General features: G+C 40.1%; 19 protein-coding genes. 8 read left to right on the top strand and 11 right to left on the bottom strand.

Annotation, left to right across the window (positions count from 1 at the left end; all coding sequences use genetic code 11):
- Positions 1-399: 399 nt before the first annotated feature.
- A complete protein-coding gene (locus F8S12_RS17730; protein ID WP_196517449.1) occupies positions 400-609 on the top strand; it encodes a hypothetical protein in 210 nt (69 codons plus the stop codon).
- A 166-nt stretch (positions 610-775) separates the two neighbouring features.
- On the opposite strand, the gene F8S12_RS17725 is transcribed toward F8S12_RS17730, so the two are convergent.
- Together F8S12_RS17725 and F8S12_RS17720 are read right to left on the bottom strand one after the other, a co-directional pair.
- A complete protein-coding gene (locus F8S12_RS17725) occupies positions 776-1,192 on the bottom strand; it encodes a hypothetical protein (RefSeq protein ID WP_196517448.1) in 417 nt (138 codons plus the stop codon).
- Positions 1,193-1,528: 336 nt separating this feature from the next.
- Positions 1,529-2,083, bottom strand: coding sequence for a thermonuclease family protein (locus F8S12_RS17720; protein ID WP_196517447.1), 555 nt, complete (start codon positions 2,081-2,083; stop codon positions 1,529-1,531).
- 708 nt (positions 2,084-2,791) lie between these two features.
- Between F8S12_RS17720 and F8S12_RS17715 the strand changes: the two genes are divergently transcribed.
- Positions 2,792-3,361, top strand: coding sequence for a hypothetical protein (locus tag F8S12_RS17715; RefSeq protein WP_196517446.1), 570 nt, complete (start codon positions 2,792-2,794; stop codon positions 3,359-3,361).
- Positions 3,362-3,615: 254 nt separating this feature from the next.
- On the opposite strand, the gene F8S12_RS17710 is transcribed toward F8S12_RS17715, so the two are convergent.
- From F8S12_RS17710 to F8S12_RS41675, 9 genes are all read right to left on the bottom strand, one after another.
- Positions 3,616-4,035: a hypothetical protein gene (locus tag F8S12_RS17710; protein ID WP_196517445.1), complete on the bottom strand. Its 420-nt coding sequence runs from the start codon at positions 4,033-4,035 to the stop codon at positions 3,616-3,618.
- A gap of 183 nt (positions 4,036-4,218) precedes the next feature.
- Entirely contained in the window at positions 4,219-8,355 is a 4,137-nt protein-coding gene (locus F8S12_RS17705) for a plasmid replication protein, CyRepA1 family (protein WP_196517444.1), read from the bottom strand.
- Between the two features lie 1,923 nt (positions 8,356-10,278).
- Positions 10,279-10,518: a hypothetical protein gene (locus F8S12_RS17700; RefSeq protein ID WP_196517443.1), complete on the bottom strand. Its 240-nt coding sequence runs from the start codon at positions 10,516-10,518 to the stop codon at positions 10,279-10,281.
- A complete protein-coding gene (locus F8S12_RS17695; protein WP_196517442.1) occupies positions 10,511-10,717 on the bottom strand; it encodes a hypothetical protein in 207 nt (68 codons plus the stop codon). Before F8S12_RS17695 ends, F8S12_RS17700 begins: the two co-directional genes overlap by 8 nt.
- 18 nt (positions 10,718-10,735) lie before the next feature.
- A complete protein-coding gene (locus F8S12_RS17690; RefSeq protein WP_196517441.1) occupies positions 10,736-10,948 on the bottom strand; it encodes a hypothetical protein in 213 nt (70 codons plus the stop codon).
- The gene (locus F8S12_RS17685) at positions 10,941-11,600 is read right to left on the bottom strand and encodes a Uma2 family endonuclease (RefSeq protein ID WP_196517440.1); all 660 of its coding nucleotides are present in this window, start codon (positions 11,598-11,600) and stop codon (positions 10,941-10,943) included. Before F8S12_RS17685 ends, F8S12_RS17690 begins: the two co-directional genes overlap by 8 nt.
- A 43-nt stretch (positions 11,601-11,643) precedes the next feature.
- Positions 11,644-11,898, bottom strand: coding sequence for a hypothetical protein (locus F8S12_RS17680; RefSeq protein ID WP_196517439.1), 255 nt, complete (start codon positions 11,896-11,898; stop codon positions 11,644-11,646).
- Positions 11,895-12,080, bottom strand: a complete 186-nt coding sequence (locus tag F8S12_RS17675) for a plasmid partition protein ParG (protein WP_196517438.1) — start codon at positions 12,078-12,080, stop codon at positions 11,895-11,897. The genes F8S12_RS17680 and F8S12_RS17675 overlap by 4 nt, the downstream gene beginning before the upstream one ends.
- Positions 12,081-12,140: 60 nt before the next feature.
- On the bottom strand, positions 12,141-12,317 hold the full coding sequence (locus F8S12_RS41675; RefSeq protein WP_196517437.1) for a plasmid partition protein ParG: 177 nt from the start codon (positions 12,315-12,317) through the stop codon (positions 12,141-12,143).
- A gap of 269 nt (positions 12,318-12,586) precedes the next feature.
- Between F8S12_RS41675 and F8S12_RS17665 the strand changes: the two genes are divergently transcribed.
- The 6 genes from F8S12_RS17665 to F8S12_RS17640 all read left to right on the top strand — a co-directional run bounded on the left by F8S12_RS17665 (position 12,587) and on the right by F8S12_RS17640 (position 17,201).
- Positions 12,587-12,955 carry a hypothetical protein gene (locus F8S12_RS17665; RefSeq protein ID WP_196517436.1) on the top strand — a complete coding sequence of 123 codons (369 nt, stop codon included), beginning with the start codon at positions 12,587-12,589 and terminating at the stop codon, positions 12,953-12,955.
- A gap of 3 nt (positions 12,956-12,958) precedes the next feature.
- Positions 12,959-13,612, top strand: a complete 654-nt coding sequence (locus F8S12_RS17660; RefSeq protein ID WP_196517435.1) for a hypothetical protein — start codon at positions 12,959-12,961, stop codon at positions 13,610-13,612.
- Positions 13,613-13,679: 67 nt separating this feature from the next.
- On the top strand, positions 13,680-13,910 hold the full coding sequence (locus F8S12_RS17655; RefSeq protein ID WP_230968079.1) for a hypothetical protein: 231 nt from the start codon (positions 13,680-13,682) through the stop codon (positions 13,908-13,910).
- A gap of 210 nt (positions 13,911-14,120) precedes the next feature.
- On the top strand, positions 14,121-14,366 hold the full coding sequence (locus F8S12_RS17650) for a hypothetical protein (RefSeq protein WP_196517434.1): 246 nt from the start codon (positions 14,121-14,123) through the stop codon (positions 14,364-14,366).
- A complete protein-coding gene (locus F8S12_RS17645) occupies positions 14,359-15,033 on the top strand; it encodes a hypothetical protein (protein ID WP_196517433.1) in 675 nt (224 codons plus the stop codon). Before F8S12_RS17650 ends, F8S12_RS17645 begins: the two co-directional genes overlap by 8 nt.
- On the top strand, positions 15,030-17,201 hold the full coding sequence (locus tag F8S12_RS17640; RefSeq protein ID WP_196517432.1) for a hypothetical protein: 2,172 nt from the start codon (positions 15,030-15,032) through the stop codon (positions 17,199-17,201). The genes F8S12_RS17645 and F8S12_RS17640 overlap by 4 nt, the downstream gene beginning before the upstream one ends.

Here is a 17,201-nt window from a genome sequence, read left to right as displayed (position 1 = left end):
TATTTATTCTTACCGAATATGTCCCTCTCACAAAAGTAAATTCTAGTTAAAAATGTCAAATTTTTGAGAGGAGGTAAAGATTATTAATTAAGAGAATTTACAAAGTAGGTCGGAATTTCAGCTATATTTATAAGTTGAAATCTATTTTTTCATGGGCAGATTTTTAAAATTGTTTCTCTTCAGTTAATTATTATGATTATCTTTCAAATAAATCATAATTAGACAGAAGTTCTCTATGTAAACAAGAGGACTTTATCTTCTTTTGTTTTCAAAATGAGAATTGCTGAAAAGGGTAGGTTTTCGTCACTTTTGGTTATGCCTTATCAGGATTTTGCAGCATAACTCCAGCAACCGCACTTTGCCACTGGCGATCACGCCAATTGACTTAAGGATTCTGTTGTGAGCGATTTTGATGGCTCAACAGGTTTTGGTTTAGTTTTTCAGGCTGCACACCAGCACTTTGGTTTTAATAAGTTGAGGATGTGGTGTGCAGTAAATCTGAGTTCTGGGGCTGCACACCACTACCCTGGTTTATATAAATTGGGGGTGTGGTGTGCAGGGAATCTAGGTTTTGGGCTACACACCACTACCTTGGTTTTAATAAGTTAGGGAGGTGGTGTGCAGGACAAACGTATGCCTCTCAAAGACAGAATTTTCATGGATGGCTTGTTCTGAGTTATCGCACAGAGAAAGGCTGCTATCAGATGTGTCTAGCAGGCGATCGCTGAGAGTGATGGTTGGTGGTTCACAATCGCAATAGTTATGCTTTGCTGGCTTATTCTGGCATAACTTCGATGAGCGCTGCTTCTACCTGTTCCAAGGCTTTGTCGATGGCATCCAATTGCTTGCGATTTTCGCACTCTCGATATGCTTCTGTGACCTCTGGATCTGTTCCCAGTCCTGTGCTACTGCCTACTCTGCCTATGTGTTGGTGGCAGGTATACTCTGGGTTCTTGCCGCGTTTTACAATCCCTTTTAGCCTCGCTTTTGGGTTCCTCTTGAAAATTGGCTCGTTAGCTTGCCATTTTGCATACACATACCAATAAATTTCACCATCTTTTTTATACTGCTTACGCACCTCATATTGATGAATCCATACCCCAGGTTCAGACATTGGTTCATTGACTAACTTCTGTCTAATTTCTTTTAGCTGCTGAAGCTTCTCTATGATTTGGTCGATCCGATCGTTCATGGCAGTTACAATAGTTATGCCTGTTGAAAATTTTAAGACATAACTGCTTTAACTGCGAAGCGGTGTCCGCGATCGCTAGCAATTCTTCACATGCCCAACGCCCCAGAACTGCCAGCTACGCTGGCTTCACGACGACGGCTTCGCCGCGTCTCCCCATCCCCAGTAAGAAATTTTAATTATTCTCTGACTGTATAAAAGTTGGCATCACTGCCCTATTCTTATAGATAAGGTAGGTGATGCTCAATCTTTCACTCACCCTTTTCGCTATCCTTAGCCACCTTGCGGCAGCTAACAGATTATGACTAAGAGTTAGGGGTAATAACGCTGTACTACCAATTATTTGAATAGAATGTTCTTCCAAACCCCAATCTGTTGTTGTCTAGACTTTATCTGAGTCTGGGCAATACTTTTCATATTCTGACAACCTTGAGAAAACTGGGTATCAAAGGTAGCTAAACCATTAGCTACTTGTACATCACTCAAATCTTTCACTTGTGAATTACGAATTTGATTTACCTTGATAGAAACTTCAGCTACCATAAAGCCAAATGTATCTCTTTTTACAGGAGCTACAAGTACTTCACCGTTTCCCTCGTCTACTAAACGTTGTAAGTTAGCTTGTGATTGTAGACCTAATGGTTGATTTAGTTGTGGCGCATCTATACTACAAAGCCGGATTTTGTCAGCTTTGCCATCATCAATGATGAGAATTTTATCACCATCAATCACTTTGATGACTAGGGCCGGTTTTATCAAAAGTGCTGTATTGGTCTGTTGGTTCTGGTTAGTACTGTTGCTACTACCTGGGGTAAATGTGATCGTTACAGTAATGGAAATAGTAAAGATCAATCCAAGCGCAATTTTCTTAAAGACCGCTTTTAAAGAAGTCATAAGTTTTGAACTCCGAATTATGTCTTTCATCGAATGAATGCGACCTATCAAGCAGCTGCCAAACTTAACTTGATGTTTAATATCTTAAAATATTTTTTATACGTAAAAAGGTCTGTTAATTAGGTCAGTTTAAAAAAAACAACCAAATTAACAGACCTTAAAGTAAATTCGTTTAGAAGTTCACATATTAAGTTAAACTTCTAACTAATCTTGAAATTAATCTCAACGAAAATAATTTTAGGATTAATAAAAGCAGAGTGGTTTTGTTTAGCTAATTCATTCCAAAATAAACCTCGAAACATACTTAAGTTTGGCAGCTTGACAATAAGTATCGGAGTTCAAATAACGAAATGATAGCTATTAAACATATTGTTGCATAGGCGTTTTCGATTTAGTATTACAAGTAAAAAACACAATTGATACTCTATAATTCATTAATCGGTACATAAGATTTATAGTTGCATATTTTGCCCCTATAAACTCTATACGTACTATTATTCACTCCAAATCTTGGTGTGGCAGGTCAGTCTGAGGTCACTTAAGGGTTCATTTTAGCTCACTTATAAAGCAAAGCTTAATTAGGCTTAATTAAAAAGCTCACTTTAAATTAACAGAAAAATGAACTATAAACAATATCTTCAAAATGATATTATACAAGTACAAGTGTGGCAGCTTGACTTTGATATTTAATCGGATTTTGAATAAAACATGGTAGTCGATTTTATGTTGAAACAGAAACGTAATCGTCAATCGCGCGCGTTATCCATACAAGGACAAGAAAATGTTCGGCTAGCTCTTCAGAGTAGTGGTTTAACTTATATTGGTTGGTCAATGCGTTGCAATACTTATATATCTGAATCTACTATTAAACGCTTTATTGCCGGGATTCCTGTCTCAACATCTTATTTTAATGAACTGCTAACAGCGTTGAATTTAACGATTGAAGACAGTTATATTGTGCCAAAAATAAATTCTATTGGCAGTTCTCAATTAGCAATAGGACTTAATATTTCCCAGTTAGCAATCGAAAAAAATACCATATCTAGTTTTCAAGGTGGAATGTTTATGACGGCAACGTTTACTGAAGATAAACGCTCAGAAATTGAAAGGATAATTCGCCATCTACAATCTTTTCTTATCGGTAGTAAAATTAAATTTCATGACGACAAAGGAGTAGTCAGAGTAAGCGGTAATTTTTCTGAATATGAAAAATTACACATTGACGCAACCATTGATGAGCTAGAAGAACTATGTACCTCGCTCAAAGTAACTTGGTAAACCTGAAGCTATTGATGAAAAGCAAGAACTGCGGCGTTCTCGTTGCCATTACAGTCAATAATTTTAAACCTCCTCCAAAATAAACAAACCTCACTCAAGCTTTTGCCAGTTATGGTTTCTGGGGCAATAGAACGGGTTTGTCAAACCTCCAAACCTCCAGAACTTTTATGTAACAGTACCTTGGGCAAGGTTTAGTGTTTTAACTTTACTTATTAGCTAACTTCCAAAAAATTAATAGTGCAAACTTTGCTTGCTTAGTAATCGTCCGAATATCTATCATTTATTTTAAGAAATACAGCCTCGCAATAATTAGCGTCCCATTCTTTAATTAAAGCACTCCTTTCTTCTCGATTAGTGCAATCTTCCAACCTGTCAGCATCTACTTCCACAGATATAGACCATACGTGGTTTTCATTCCACCCACTAACTAATAATTCTCTCTCTTCTTTTGTGACACAATTTTTAAACTTCTGAACATCTGCTTTATGCATCGCTACTGAAGAATCTGTAACCTGATTCCAATAATCCTCATAACCAACATTCCATTCCATACGTAACAATTCAAGGCATTCGTCAGAAGTACAAAACTTCAGCCTTTCAGTCATTATTTCAGGCTCTATCCCTCGATGAAATTCTCTAAGAATCGATTGAAATGCTGGTGTTAATTGTTTCATAATTATCTAAATTCATCCTCAATAGCTTTAATGTTAGTTTCCAATATAAATCTCGTTGACGGGACTTATGGCCTAATGCCAATAACTGTTGCCGTATGATGGTCGTTATTGGAAAGGTTATTTTTTGGCGCTCAAAGAGACACTATCCCATATACATTAAAAATGTGTTTTGACCTTCAGATATTACGCGATCACTACCCAGTCAAAGGCAACGGATTTACACCCACAGGCAAAGTTAACAGCAATCTGCCAGCGATTTAAGTATGCGTTCCAGAATGGCTCACTATCAGCTATCCCAATAGACTCTCCAATTTTTAAAACTGCTTCTTGATAAAACCTGCCAGCACCCTGTAATCCCTGCTGCAATTTCAGCTTTAACCCAACCCATGAGGGCAAGCGGTCATTTGTTTGTTCGTTGGCTTGTGACTCGCAAGCTTTAATTTCATCTAACTTGATTTGTTGGAAACTAGACAATGCTGACTGTTCCACAACTGCTCCGGTATAGTCCACCGCAGGCATCACTTGCTCAACTGTTAAGTCCTGCCCAGTTTCCACAGATGTGACTTCCTCAACTTTTAACGCTTCTGGAACAATTGCCTTTTGTGCTTCCAACTTATCGGGGGCTGCTTTCTCCCTGGCTAGGGTATCGCGTTCTACCCATGCCATAAAAACTTCTTCTCGGCGATCGCTTGGCTTTACCTTAAAAAGAAAAAGTCTCTCCACGCTTTTCTCCAAACCGTTTCGACAAGAAACTAAAATCGTGCCATCAAGATTCGCTTTGAGGACTGTTACTGGCTCGGAAATATAGAGAGCCGATTCGTTCGGATTCCAACCATAGTCGCTCAGGATCGGGGAAAAATTAGTGCTATCACGCGATAGTGCTAAGTTTTCAATGTTTGGATTAGTGTCAACAAACTCCAAGTCTGAGGGTTGGGACTCCACACTGTCAACATGGTTTATATCAGTTGGTGGTGTAGAGTGCAGAAGAGACGTAACTGCATTAGATGGAGATTGGATGGGTTGCTCTACTGCTTGCTCTGGCATCCAGCCAGCCATTGACTCTTGGATACGCTGATCGAATGGTTGCTCCGACCAATCTACTTGGCCTTTCTGTGACATCCATAAAGTCATCTTCTTATCGATAGCTTCCAATACTGCCAGACGAGAGGGATTACTTATGACTTTAGAGCTAATAGTGTAAACCCTTTGCCTTACCCCATCAAGCATTCGTTGCTCAGGTTTTGCAAATTTTAAGCCAATAAGTCCTAGCAACCTAGAAACATACTCTATTCTTTCCTGCCCCGTTGCTGAATCTGGTTTTGGCTTCATATTCAAGGCTTTCACTATTTCCGGTTGTCGTGCCTTTTCAATAAAGCTAATCACTTCTGGCATATCTTTATGCCATGAACCGCGTATAAATTGCAGTACATTTAATTCTCGTAGTGCCCAAATATCTAAATGTGTGATTTTTTTCAACCGACCGCTAAAGAAATCTGAAGCCGTGGCTTTATAAAACCAATCTACTTCATGGCGTTTTTGAGAAACTTCAAAATTATTCAGAAAGTAAAATCGTTGTTGTTGAGAGATGAAGTACCTATCTTTGACATAAGTTTCATGGATAAAATCCGCGCTATAAGCATCACTATTTTCAATCTCTGGCAACCTATCTAAGAGCCGTGTTTTTTCAACTCTTCTCTGTATATGCTTGAGTGAAGTGATTTTTGCTATTTGATTAGCCTCCTCAATAGTAGGGTAAGGTTCTGCTCTGAAAATTTCTTGTGCGTGTTCTTGCTCAACTATTTCTCTGGTTTCCTTAATCAATTCTGTGGACTGCTTGCTAGTACTCCAATTAAGTATTTCAACCTTATGCCCAGCATCTTCTAGTGCGTGAATTAGACATAATCTTAGATTCTGCATCTCGAAATGATCCAGTACTCCTAGTTGCCCCGCCAGATGCCACCATTCATCCTGCTGTCTTGCAATAGCTTGAGCAATCACCTTCGTAACTCGTTCAGGATTGCCTGAATCGTATGCAGCCATGATGGCAGATTGATTTATTCGATCCTCTGAAATTTCTTGATATCTTTTTGCTGAATAGGTTTTCGGCGTTGACCTATCTTCAATTGCTGAATATTGGGGACAAACTACATAATGAGGAATTGAGTTATCCCTCAGTCTAAACATCTGCTGATGTTGGGCATTAGTAGCTTGAACACCTACAAAGAATGTCATCTTGTCTGTGAAATATTTTGTTGTTACGCTTACTCCACTCTCAGCCGTTGGCGATACAATCATATAATCCGGTTGACGAGCTTCAATGAATAAATCAGGGAATTGCATAAACTGCTTCGCCCACTCTTCACCAGCAGTTTCAGAGTTTAAGCAAAACCCAAACAGGCCCAAGTCTTTGAGTAGCCTATCTAAAACTTTTGAAAAACTCTTGGAGTCACAAGCTATCCAAGCCTTAACATCTTGGGAGCAAAGGTACTCAACTAAAGCTGATTTGTCGCGCTTTTTAATTTCACCTTCTGGGTCAATACCTTCAATAATTTTGATATTGTGTGGCGGAATTCTCTTTTGGTTTTCGATTTTGATTACTCGTTTGTTCTTTGCTATTTTTGCAATGAAATCAACATAGATATCAGAGAGATTGCCATCCATCAAAAATATTCGATTACATACTTCGAGCGCTCGTGTGAATATTTTGATTATTTTGGCTTGGCTATCCCCCAGCGTTCCTCCATTTACAGCGTGTAAAATAACAGAGCAAGTTTCATCTAGATAGATATCTCTTCCTGTAAAGTAACCATCCACTCTTCCTATGGAGTCAAGGCAAAATGCTAGGTGTGCGCCTTTACTTTCTATTAGGTTTTCTGCGTCTTCTTCACTTAAATGATGAAGCAGGGATCTACCTTGCATTCTACTCATGGTTTGAAACAACAAATTATTTCGATAGCCAATGAGTCTCACTCCCATTTTAGTTTGTTGAATTGTGAGAATCATTGCTCCTGTTTTATGAGTCCCCAGCCCTGATTTGACGGCAACAATGACATTAGATTCCGGGAGTTCTGGAAATGTAAATTCATCTTGATTGACTATGATATCAGGAGTATATCTTCGAGAGTTTAACCACATCTGCCAATTTTGAGCATGGCCATAAGGTAGGTCTTCATCCTCAAGTAATACTTTTGTCAAAGAGAGCTTTCGCCTTTCATCCTTGGCCAATTCCCAGAAATAATCAGGTGTGAGGTAGCTAATGTCTTTAATTTTTTCGGCTGGTAGTTCGTCAATATCATCATGCTTTTTGGAGATTTGACTCCACCAAGCAATCCGAACAGTCCATCCCCACTCTTGCACTAACTTAACTGTTTTCTGCCATCGATCTATCACTAATTTGTTGAGAACATCTCCGCTATCAACATACAGGATAAGTTCTTTCAATCCATTCATCTTTTGAGAAAAATGGTCGAGCGATTCTTTGAACGTTACAGGACTAGATGCCCATTGCCCACCTGCTGCTCCCACTGTGAGCATTCCCAATCGCTGGGCAACAAAGAAAGGTTTTGCCCCAACTCCCTCGGCGATCGCAATCCCTTTTGGTTCTCCTTCGGGGTAAAACGATGCCAATGGCAGTTCACCACCGTTAGATCCGGGTGGGTAAACATGAGGTGATTGTCCGTTGGGATTGTTTTTATTTTTGGAGGATAGCCAGCGATATCGCCCCTCACCTGTAGGGACGACTCGCAGCCTCACTTGGATAGCTACAATTAATCCGTGCTTGTTTCTGACCGGACACAACCAACCGGCATTTGTTAAAATTACGTTGCCGTTAGGTGAGATGCCCGGAAGGAGATTGCTATACTTCTGCTTTAGCTCCTGATATCGATCTACCGACTTCGAGCCAGATCCTTCAATTTCGCGGTGAGTGAACCCCCGACGCAGTAATTCTTTTTCATCTTCTGGGTGAAGCGTTAGTTCATCAAGCAATTTACGGTATTCTTTATCCCGTTCAATAGCTGACAGTGATTGTTGTTGGCGTAGGTCGCTCTCTAATTTCTGGTGTTGCTTTCTCCTCTCTCTGTCCAACCGCCACTGTTCTCGTTGCTCATCACTCCACTCTTGGGAATTGTCAAGCTTGAAAACTCCCCACATCCCATCTTTAGAGAGCTTGAGCATCTTATGCCCATTTACGATTTCGCCAACCTTGGCATCGGCAAAGAGCATACATAAAGTAATATCATCACCGTGGCGGTCTTTACCAGTGACATCACCACAGATGGGGCATTCGTGGCTTTTAGAGGAGATAGTAAACTTACTCATGCTACTACCCCCTTATTTCCGTCAAAAATTCCCATTATGGGAAAATCCTTGGTTGGCGATCGCCTTAATTTATCCAGTTTTTGCAGGGCGTTGAAATGATTACTAGCGTTAGCTTGCATTGTTTTGGCGCTTGGGTTTGATTCCCTAAATTGATGAAGTGAGGGGGGAAGCAAACACACGCGCTGACTCTAAAAATTCTCTAATCTTTACCGCAAAGAAGCAAAATTAGTTTATAGTAAGAGGTGTGGTTTGGTGGTATTTGATTCCCCCAATGCAGAGCGCTGGTATCCCTTTGTTGAATTTTTAGATGAATCGCCTGGCAGCAAATCGCATCTTGAAATTCTTGGAATCACCAGTTGCTCGAAGTCTTGAAACAATTGAACTATCGGCACTTCAGTTAAAATCAGTTAAACCGAAGAATCTTTACTAACACGCCTCCTATCAATACTGGTTGATGGCACACAGTCACTTATAAGTATAATATCTAATTTGTCTTTCTACACCACTGGCGAATATTTTGTTTTGCCCAACTTCTGTATGGCTTTTATAATTTCACCTACATGATTAGTCCTGTTTACAATTCTTTTCTCAGGGTAAGTTTTGTAAATAGTTATAAGATCCAACAGACCGCTTAACAGGTTTCTGATTGATTTTGTCACCGATTTAGTCTTAGTCCCTAGCGTGAACTTTTTTGTCGTTATGGGTGTACAAAATATAAACATATATTTTTATTTTAGTGATGTAATCACGATCACTTGTGATTTTTTATTAAAAATACTGGTGTAATTTCTAGTTCTTTTGTAATTATTTTAAGCATTTGTCATTCAACTCCTGTCTTCGTGAAAGCCTTTCTGTGAGCGAGTTACAGCCTACTGTTTGTTGAATCTAAACAAGTATCTAACAATAGACTTCGGAGATCGTGCAAGTGCCATCTAATTTTTTAATAATGTACGGGGGTGGCGTACAACTTCTGTTGATAATAGTCAGTAATTTTCTATTCATTATTTCGATCCTAAAGTATTTACAATTAAACTCCTAAAGTATTTACAATTAAACTCCTAAAGTATTTACAATTAAACTCCTAAAGTATTTACAGTTAAACTCCTAAAGTATTTACAGTTAAACTCTTTAATTGCTAAACCCCTGTGTATCAGTGGGTTTAAGCGTAATCTCAAATCAACAAAAGTTAGACTTCGGTAATATCGTTTAAGTCTCCAAAAGTCCAATCTAAGTTTCTAACAATGCACAAGCGCTTGTGCATTCTTTATTGAGAATAGTGAACAAGTTTGCTCCAAACAAATGCGTAGGGGGGGTATGCAACCTTTGTTGACAATAGCCAGTGATTTTTTATTTATTATTGGGATTCCTCAAGCATTTGCACCTCAACTGTTTGATTGCTGAAAACCTTGCCAGTAGTGGGTTAAGCCCCACTTGGAACTCAATAAAAATCAGGATCTAATGGCATTATTTGGGGTTCTCAATAGTTGGATTTGACTTTTTAACTATGCACAGGGGGGGTGTGCATTCTTTATTGAGAATGGTGGATAAGTCGGCTCGTAATAAATGCACTGGGGGATAGTGCAACCTTCATCGAGAATAGTCAGTAATTTTCTAGTCATTTCTTAAATTCCTCAAGTATTTGTATCTCAACTCTTTAATTGCTGAAGCCCTTACCATCACTGGGGTAAAGCCTACTCGAAAATTGATAAAATTCATATTCCAATAGCATTGTTTGGAATTCTCAATAGTTGGATTTAACTTTCTAACTATGCACTGGGGTGTGGTGCATTCTTTATTGAGAATGGAGGGTAAGCTTTTGCTCATTAATTTATTTATTTTCCCATTTGTCGTTTAACTCTGAAATCTCTAAAACGTTCTCTGCGGCTCGGTTTATCGCAACTCTTAAATCAACAGAAGAGACAACTATCCAAGAGTTCTGACTGTAAAACCGTTTTTGCACTTTTCAACTAAAAGCCATCTTTTAGCTTCGGGTTCCAATGCTGGCATAATACGAAAATTGAAAACATCTGCCCAAGTTTCTACGCCATGATTATCAGCAAACTCTAATTCAAGTTCTTTGAACCAGAGCCAATTCCGATTGCTAATAGCCGTAAAGACTGGAATGAATGTACTTAGCGGTATTAGGGTTGCTGTCTCAGTCATTTGTATAATCCTCAAAAATGCAAACTATGGGTAAGGGTTGGTCTTCTGTGTCAATTATTTCTACCAGTCGCCTACCTGTGTTTTTAGCAATTCGCTTGCAATACTCCTCAGATGCGGCTACAGACCAATCTCTGGTTTCTGCGATTGGGTCAAATTTACCCTTAGATCGCTTTATGTCTTGTTGATTTTCATCAGTCATTTTGGCGATCGCCTTTCTTTACAATCCACTCCCGCCATTGCGTAGCTTGCCGCCGTAGGCATCGCGCAGTATCCGCAAAATCTCTGCTAACTGTTGAGATTGTTCAGTTTGTGCAGCTTCAACGCGGTCAAATCGTCGGCTAATTTGTGCAAAATTATTGTTGGTGGTTTCTGCGAAGGTATCTAATCTGCTGTAAATTTGGACGATCGTAGCGATATCTGTTTCACTCATTGTCCGTTTTTAACCCCTGTTCAAATTCATCAACAGCCTGAATTGAATCTGAAATTGAAATGCATCGCTCTAGCAAGGAAATGTCTAATCCTGGTAGTATCTCACTCGCTACTATTTGCTCATACCCATAGGTATCAGGGTAAACGGTGGCAAGCTCAGTCTGGGAATTGTCTCGTAGGTGGTACAACTTGAACTGGTTTCTCTCCCAAAACCAAACTTCTGCAACTCCTAATCTTCGGTAGATTTCCAGTTTGTTTATGTTGCCACTGGTCATAACTACTTCTATGGCTAAGTCCGGTACACTTTTCTCTTCACCTATGCAGTAACATTCGTCTGGTTCCGCACCTGCTTTTTTTGCTTTATTTTTAAAAGTAGAACTTCCCATAGGCACAAAACGAATGCGCTTATTGTAAAAGAAACGCTCTAACAGCATCCCTAAATTCGTTTTGATTCTTTCATGCCTGATTGATGGCGACACTATCTCTAATATTCCATCTAAATAAGTAACACGGTAATGAGAGTTGTTTTCTAGTTTGGCTAGTAGCGATTCATAGCTCTCCCAACTTACGCCACTGCTGATAAACCTTTCCTCTGGGTCGTCAGTATGACCCAATTCTGGCTCATCAATTAGTTCTTTAAGACTGCTGACCATTGTCAATTCTCCCGTGTACACAAATCATCTGGTTGTGAGTTGGTCATTTTCCCGCCTCAATCATTTTGGCGATCGCGTCTTTGTCAAAACAGTCCAGGTAGCTTACCAGTTCTCGAAATTGCTGGTATTTCTCCTCAGCATAGCTATCTGGCGTAAAGCCCAAAACTTCACAGAACCTCAAGTAATCAGATCGCCAATTAAAATTATTTAGCGCAGTAGTAAAACTCTCCACTGTTTGTAATGCTTCTAGCGATACTTCTGGTTCTTCTGTTTCGTGGCTTACTGGCGTTTCGGTCATGCCGCTCCTTTGCCTTTATCAGTTTGAGATGAGTGGACTTCGTTTTCTGTTACCCAAGTTTCTACTAGCTCAAGCAAAACCTCATTCATGCTTACACCTTTGAGAGCGCAGATTGACTTGAATCTAGCCCTCATAGATTCAGGTAGAAACATTTTATAAGTTACTTGCTTTTCGTCAGTCATGTTGTAGCTTCTTTCTCTAGCTTCCTTTGCTTGGCGATCGCTGTTTAGGCTTGCCCTCGTTCATGCTGCACCCTTGCCTTTATCTGATTTGCTTTCAGCTTCTTTGATCCAATTTTCTACCAATTCAACCAAAACCTCATTCATGCTGACCTGCCTGAGAGCGCAGATAGATTTAAATTTCGCCCTCAAGGATTCTGACATAAACATTCTGTAGCTAACTTGCTTTTCTTCTGACACGCTAAAAAACCTGCTCAACAACCTAATTATGTCACTGAGCTTAAAGCTAGTCATTATGCTTAAAAGAATGTATGTGCTGTTTATGTGGACTATGCTATAGTAACACCATAAGCCCAATCGATCAAGAACAAACCACTAATTAGCGTCCTATGAGTATTCCAGAGATATACACAGCATGGGGTTTAGCGATTAGATGCTACAGGGTGCTGTTTACTCTATCGATATTTGGCTAATTACCCATTGATTTGTATTTATATCTGTACGAACCGATGAAACCAAGACGGCGCAAAGATTCCACCAATTTAGATTTATTTATTGACTTCCCAGCAACCAAGACACATTTAGCCGATTTATTGGGTGTGGCTCGTTCTACCCTTTGCACTTGGGAAAACATCGCGTTTTGGCGGATAGAGTCTTTTCGCAATGCCTACCCAAAAACTCATGATGGAAGCCTTGACCGCGAGTCGCCCTTGTCACCGTATCAAGGATGGGTTTTGAGTCGCGTAGGTCGCCTGATGGCACAACTACGACGCGCTGAACGCGTAAAAGGCTATATCGCCAAAAACACAAATGATTTTTCTAGATACCGCTATCAGCAAGCATTCCAGCAAATCCAAAAATTAGGGAAGGGAGCGTAAATCATGGCAATCCGAAAAAAGGTTACTCCAGCCATGCCAACAGCAGACACAATCAGCATTCATGATGCTTGTCTCAAGTACATGACCACAGAACAAAGTCTGAGACTAGCTTTAAGCAATGTTCGCCCTGATGATTTTGACACTTTAAGGGCGGTTTCAGAAGCCGATTTAGAGGCGATCGCGGCATACTTCCAGCCACGGTTGTCGGATGAGGCTGTCAACACCTCAGAATTACCCGAAAATACCGAAACTCTCACAGAGCAGCCATCTAACCCAGCCACAGAACAGCCACAAAGTACCCTCTCCGTCAGCCAACAGCAACAACATTTAACAGCACCTACCCAATCTCTCACATCTAACACTCAACTCACCCTAATTGACCAACTAGCGAGGCAAGCGGGGCAAGAAATTGAATTAGTGGACGCGATCGCCCAAGTTAAAAACCAACTGATCCTAAATAACTTGGCTGTGCGAGATGCAGAATTAGTAGAGAGCATCAACCAGCGATGGCAGTACCAGAAGCAAGGGTACTTAGGAACGATTAGGGATTTAGCGAGTTTAGCTAAAGAACCTGTGCAGATTACCCCAGATGAAAGTGACTTGACCCTAGAGATTGAAGGAATTATCACAAAGTTGGGAAAAAAGCTGATCGTGTGAGAGCGATCAACATCCTGTTATCTCCCTTCGACTTCACTAACTGGTTACTAGAAAAATTATTCAGCTTATGACAAGCACAATTCTCGGAATTCAACCAGAGATAAACAGTCATTCCTTGCCAGAATTAGTTTCTCAAGCGCAAGAATTACTCGTACAAATCCGCCAACATCCAGAGTTTAAAGGTTTGCGCTTTGATTGTGATGTAGCGATCGGTGACGTTAAGCAATATTTTAATTATCTCGAATCGGCTGTTGCTAGTGACTCAGAGTTACCTAATTTTGAAGGCTTTGCGGAATGATTCTTGCGAAAAATACAAGGGAGTTGGGATTGTGAAAATTGATTTTTCTAGCGATAGACAACAAACAGTAAATCTATCAAAACTATTGATGATAGCAGGACTGGCGATATTGTGCGCTACAGCGTTTGGTGCATTTGGGACGACTTCTTGTAATCCTCAGCCACAGCCGACATCACAGAATAGAACCGCTAGCAAGTAAAGCGAGAATTAATGCTCTCAAAAGTAATGAGAGCTTTTAAGCATCAGATACCCGTCAATACTACCATGCAAGATGACTTAAATAGCCAAATTCAGGATGCGAAGACGGATGAGGTGGAGCTAAAACAAGTCCTGAAAAAATATGACTTAGATGAGGAATTAGCACTTGAGTTTAGCGAAATAGACAAAGCATTTCGGCAATTAGAAATTAAATATCAATCCCTACTCAACACCAGAAAGTTTTTCAACAATGGCTAAAATCGACAACACAAAAGCAGCCGCTCAAGCTGTAGCAGAAAAACTGGCAAGAGGTAAAGGAAACGGAGCATCTAGCAATAACTCCATGTCTCCCACTTCTGCTACATCTGGGACAATTCCCATAGATAGCCGCATCCCTGGCTTAATGACACTCTCGCCGGATCTAGTGCCGGCAATGATGCCAGTTTTTAAGCCAGAAGATTACCGAATAAACGACCCGCTAAACCCTCCCGAAAGTCTTCCCCAGGCAACTCAAAGTCAGTTTGACAAGGGGATGAAAATCTATGAAGGTGCTACGCGATCGCTCAAATTGACTGGAGCCGCACTCGACCTGACACGAGAGAAATTTACCGTTATTGGCAAACACTCAAAGGCTTTTGGTGCTGGCGTTCTGGCTGCTATCGAGGTTGAGAAAGTCAAGGGTAACTATCTTGACTATTTGAATCAAAAAGAAGTGACTACCCAGAAATCAGTTTCTTTAGATGTCAGTCAAGTAAAGACGATCGCTGATACGAATATCTCTGTTTACAGCAAAGACCAATTAGATCAAAAGCTGTTGCAAGCGCAAATAAAAGCTGAGGAGTTGCGATTAAAAACTGTTGAGTCACAAGGAAACTTGGCAAGCTTTAAAGCACAGTTAGGCGATTATCTGGAGGTGAAAGAATGAAATTGTCTCACAGCTTAGGGCTAAGTGCTTTTGGCTTGTGCGCTGGTTTGGCATTCGCTTCTGGAGGTTTCGCCAATGATACAGCCAAAATAATATCTATGCTTGGTGTGGGAGCATTACCAGCGAGTTTTATTAGTTATCTTGTTGCGGATACCAAATCACAGCGACTATTAAACGAAGCTGAAGGTAAGAATAAAAAAGCAGGTGAAACACTTCATAAAATAATCAGGGATTCCGACACTTGCAAGTCAAAGTTAGCCAACCTTAGCAGCCAACTCGATACTGTCAAAGATGAGCTTAAGGAAGCCAGAAATACTATCAACTCATTAGGTCATAACAAACTAGAAAACACGGGTTTAATCGCCCAACTGCAAGCCAAGTTGAATCAAGGGTTTACTCAGTCACAGCAAGAAAAACAACGTATTGAATATCTAGAATCAGAGTGTGAGGAATGGGAATTCAACTTTAAAACCAAAGTAGAATCGGAGGCTAACAAACGCTTTCAGGTTGCCAAGTCCCAGGAACTAGAAAAGATTTATCATGAACACGATTCAATTACCTCTGAAGCTATGCAGCTATTCAGACGGCTGCAAAACTGGGGTGAGAAAGTAGCTCACGGGCATCAAAGCAAAGCTGAAATTATCAAGAGTTTAGCGAGTTCCTACAACAATAATTTGGATGAAGTCAGCAAGGCAATCTCCGAAGAACAACAAAACTACCTTAGTCAAATAGAATTACTCAATGAGCGTGTAGCACAGTTACAGCAGCAATTGCAGGGTGATTTAGCAGAACCCGTTTATGGTGATTTTGGTTTTGATATCAACGGCAAAATTGCGAATGAAATAGCGCGTACTTTGTTTAGTGATATCAGTTTGCCTTTAAGCGTTAAAGGCTTTCAGATAAAGCCTGACGGTGTTGTAGATATTGGTTATGGCTATTCACGCTCTATTGACTCTCAAGCTATTGTAGAGGCAATTAAGAAGGAATCTCAGGCTCTAGCTAAAAAGCTGGGAATATTCAAAATTACGTCTGTTCGCAAGCTGGAAATAACTGATTGTATTGTGGTCAGTTACCGTATGGAGCCAGCTATCAAAACAGACGAAATTAAATTGATGGTCGGAACTCCCGATGAATTTATTAACTACGTCACTTCTCACCCTATTCGCTATCGGCTGATCGCAGATCCAGGTGTTGGTAAAACTCCAACGACTGCGGTAATGATTAGTGAAATTGTCAAAGCTGGATGCACTCGCGCCAATACTGGGAAGGGGGAGAAAGTGCCTCATACCTTAGTTACAGTAAGCTATCCCGGCGCTGTTGGTTCACTCAAAGATAGCGATTATCCATTAGAGCATTTCCTTAAGTATGGTGATACAACAGCCGCAATTAAGTCTTTTGATGATTGTTTGGATGACGGGAATTTCAGAGTTAAAAATCCCACATTTGCTGCTAGCTTTTTCCAAATTTGGGCATGGGATGAATTAGATAATACTCTAAATTCCTGTAGTGAGCCATATAAAGCAGGAGAAAACCTAAAGAAGATTCTCAAACAGTTTGGTCATAATAACATCGGTTGGATTGTGTCTGGGCAGTCCGTGATGACTAAACAAATCCCTGGTTTTACCAATGATGATAGGTCATTGTTCACCGAGATAATCATTGGCATTCCCAAAATTAGACATTACCTAAATACCTACGGTAAAGGGAAAAACAGCGACTCTAACTTGGCTAAGTTGACTCGAAACTTAGACGCTATTGAAGAATACATCGACTATAAAAACGAGCTAGTTACCGACGATGCCAGATTATTGAGAGTAGCTTTAGTAGTCGATTCTCGCTCACCGAAACTTTATTTTTTACCGAATCTAGATAGGGTTAGTTTCAACTATCAAGAGATAGAGGAGACAAAGCGACTGGCAAGGCTTGCCAAGTCCCCTGACACGGGTTACACGAGATTGACACGCGATACCTTAAACCCAAGCATAGCAAGCACTGACACGGTGATGTCAGCCGCGTCATTTTCCACTATAGGGGGTAGCCGTCAAAATGACACAAAGCCTTATTGTCCCCATTGTGGTCACGCAAATTTAACCATAAGAAAGGATAAAAGATATTACTGTTTAAACTGCAAAAAAGTGACAGTTTCTAACAAAATAGTTTGGAAATAA

This window comes from Nostoc sp. WHI (assembly GCF_015714725.1).
Lineage (GTDB): Bacteria > Cyanobacteriota > Cyanobacteriia > Cyanobacteriales > Nostocaceae > Nostoc.
Note: the sequence above shows the minus strand (reverse complement) of the source record. Positions and strands in the feature narration are given on the sequence as shown.

Bases quoted from the DNA above. Each gene is read 5' to 3' on its own strand.
- F8S12_RS17690 (WP_196517441.1), bottom strand. From the start codon at position 10,948: ATGAGTGAAACAGATATCGCTACGATCGTCCAAATTTACAGCAGATTA.
- F8S12_RS17655 (WP_230968079.1), top strand. From the start codon at position 13,680: ATGACAAGCACAATTCTCGGAATTCAACCAGAGATAAACAGTCATTCC.
- F8S12_RS17695 (WP_196517442.1), bottom strand. From the start codon at position 10,717: ATGACTGATGAAAATCAACAAGACATAAAGCGATCTAAGGGTAAATTT.
- F8S12_RS17700 (WP_196517443.1), bottom strand. From the start codon at position 10,518: ATGACTGAGACAGCAACCCTAATACCGCTAAGTACATTCATTCCAGTC.
- F8S12_RS17725 (WP_196517448.1), bottom strand. From the start codon at position 1,192: ATGAACGATCGGATCGACCAAATCATAGAGAAGCTTCAGCAGCTAAAA.
- F8S12_RS17685 (WP_196517440.1), bottom strand. From the start codon at position 11,600: ATGGTCAGCAGTCTTAAAGAACTAATTGATGAGCCAGAATTGGGTCAT.
- F8S12_RS17650 (WP_196517434.1), top strand. From the start codon at position 14,121: ATGCTCTCAAAAGTAATGAGAGCTTTTAAGCATCAGATACCCGTCAAT.
- F8S12_RS17645 (WP_196517433.1), top strand. From the start codon at position 14,359: ATGGCTAAAATCGACAACACAAAAGCAGCCGCTCAAGCTGTAGCAGAA.
- F8S12_RS17680 (WP_196517439.1), bottom strand. From the start codon at position 11,898: ATGACCGAAACGCCAGTAAGCCACGAAACAGAAGAACCAGAAGTATCG.
- F8S12_RS17665 (WP_196517436.1), top strand. From the start codon at position 12,587: ATGAAACCAAGACGGCGCAAAGATTCCACCAATTTAGATTTATTTATT.
- F8S12_RS17720 (WP_196517447.1), bottom strand. From the start codon at position 2,083: ATGACTTCTTTAAAAGCGGTCTTTAAGAAAATTGCGCTTGGATTGATC.
- F8S12_RS17705 (WP_196517444.1), bottom strand. From the start codon at position 8,355: ATGAGTAAGTTTACTATCTCCTCTAAAAGCCACGAATGCCCCATCTGT.
- F8S12_RS17675 (WP_196517438.1), bottom strand. From the start codon at position 12,080: ATGACTGACGAAAAGCAAGTAACTTATAAAATGTTTCTACCTGAATCT.
- F8S12_RS17660 (WP_196517435.1), top strand. From the start codon at position 12,959: ATGGCAATCCGAAAAAAGGTTACTCCAGCCATGCCAACAGCAGACACA.
- F8S12_RS17640 (WP_196517432.1), top strand. From the start codon at position 15,030: ATGAAATTGTCTCACAGCTTAGGGCTAAGTGCTTTTGGCTTGTGCGCT.
- F8S12_RS17715 (WP_196517446.1), top strand. From the start codon at position 2,792: ATGGTAGTCGATTTTATGTTGAAACAGAAACGTAATCGTCAATCGCGC.
- F8S12_RS17710 (WP_196517445.1), bottom strand. From the start codon at position 4,035: ATGAAACAATTAACACCAGCATTTCAATCGATTCTTAGAGAATTTCAT.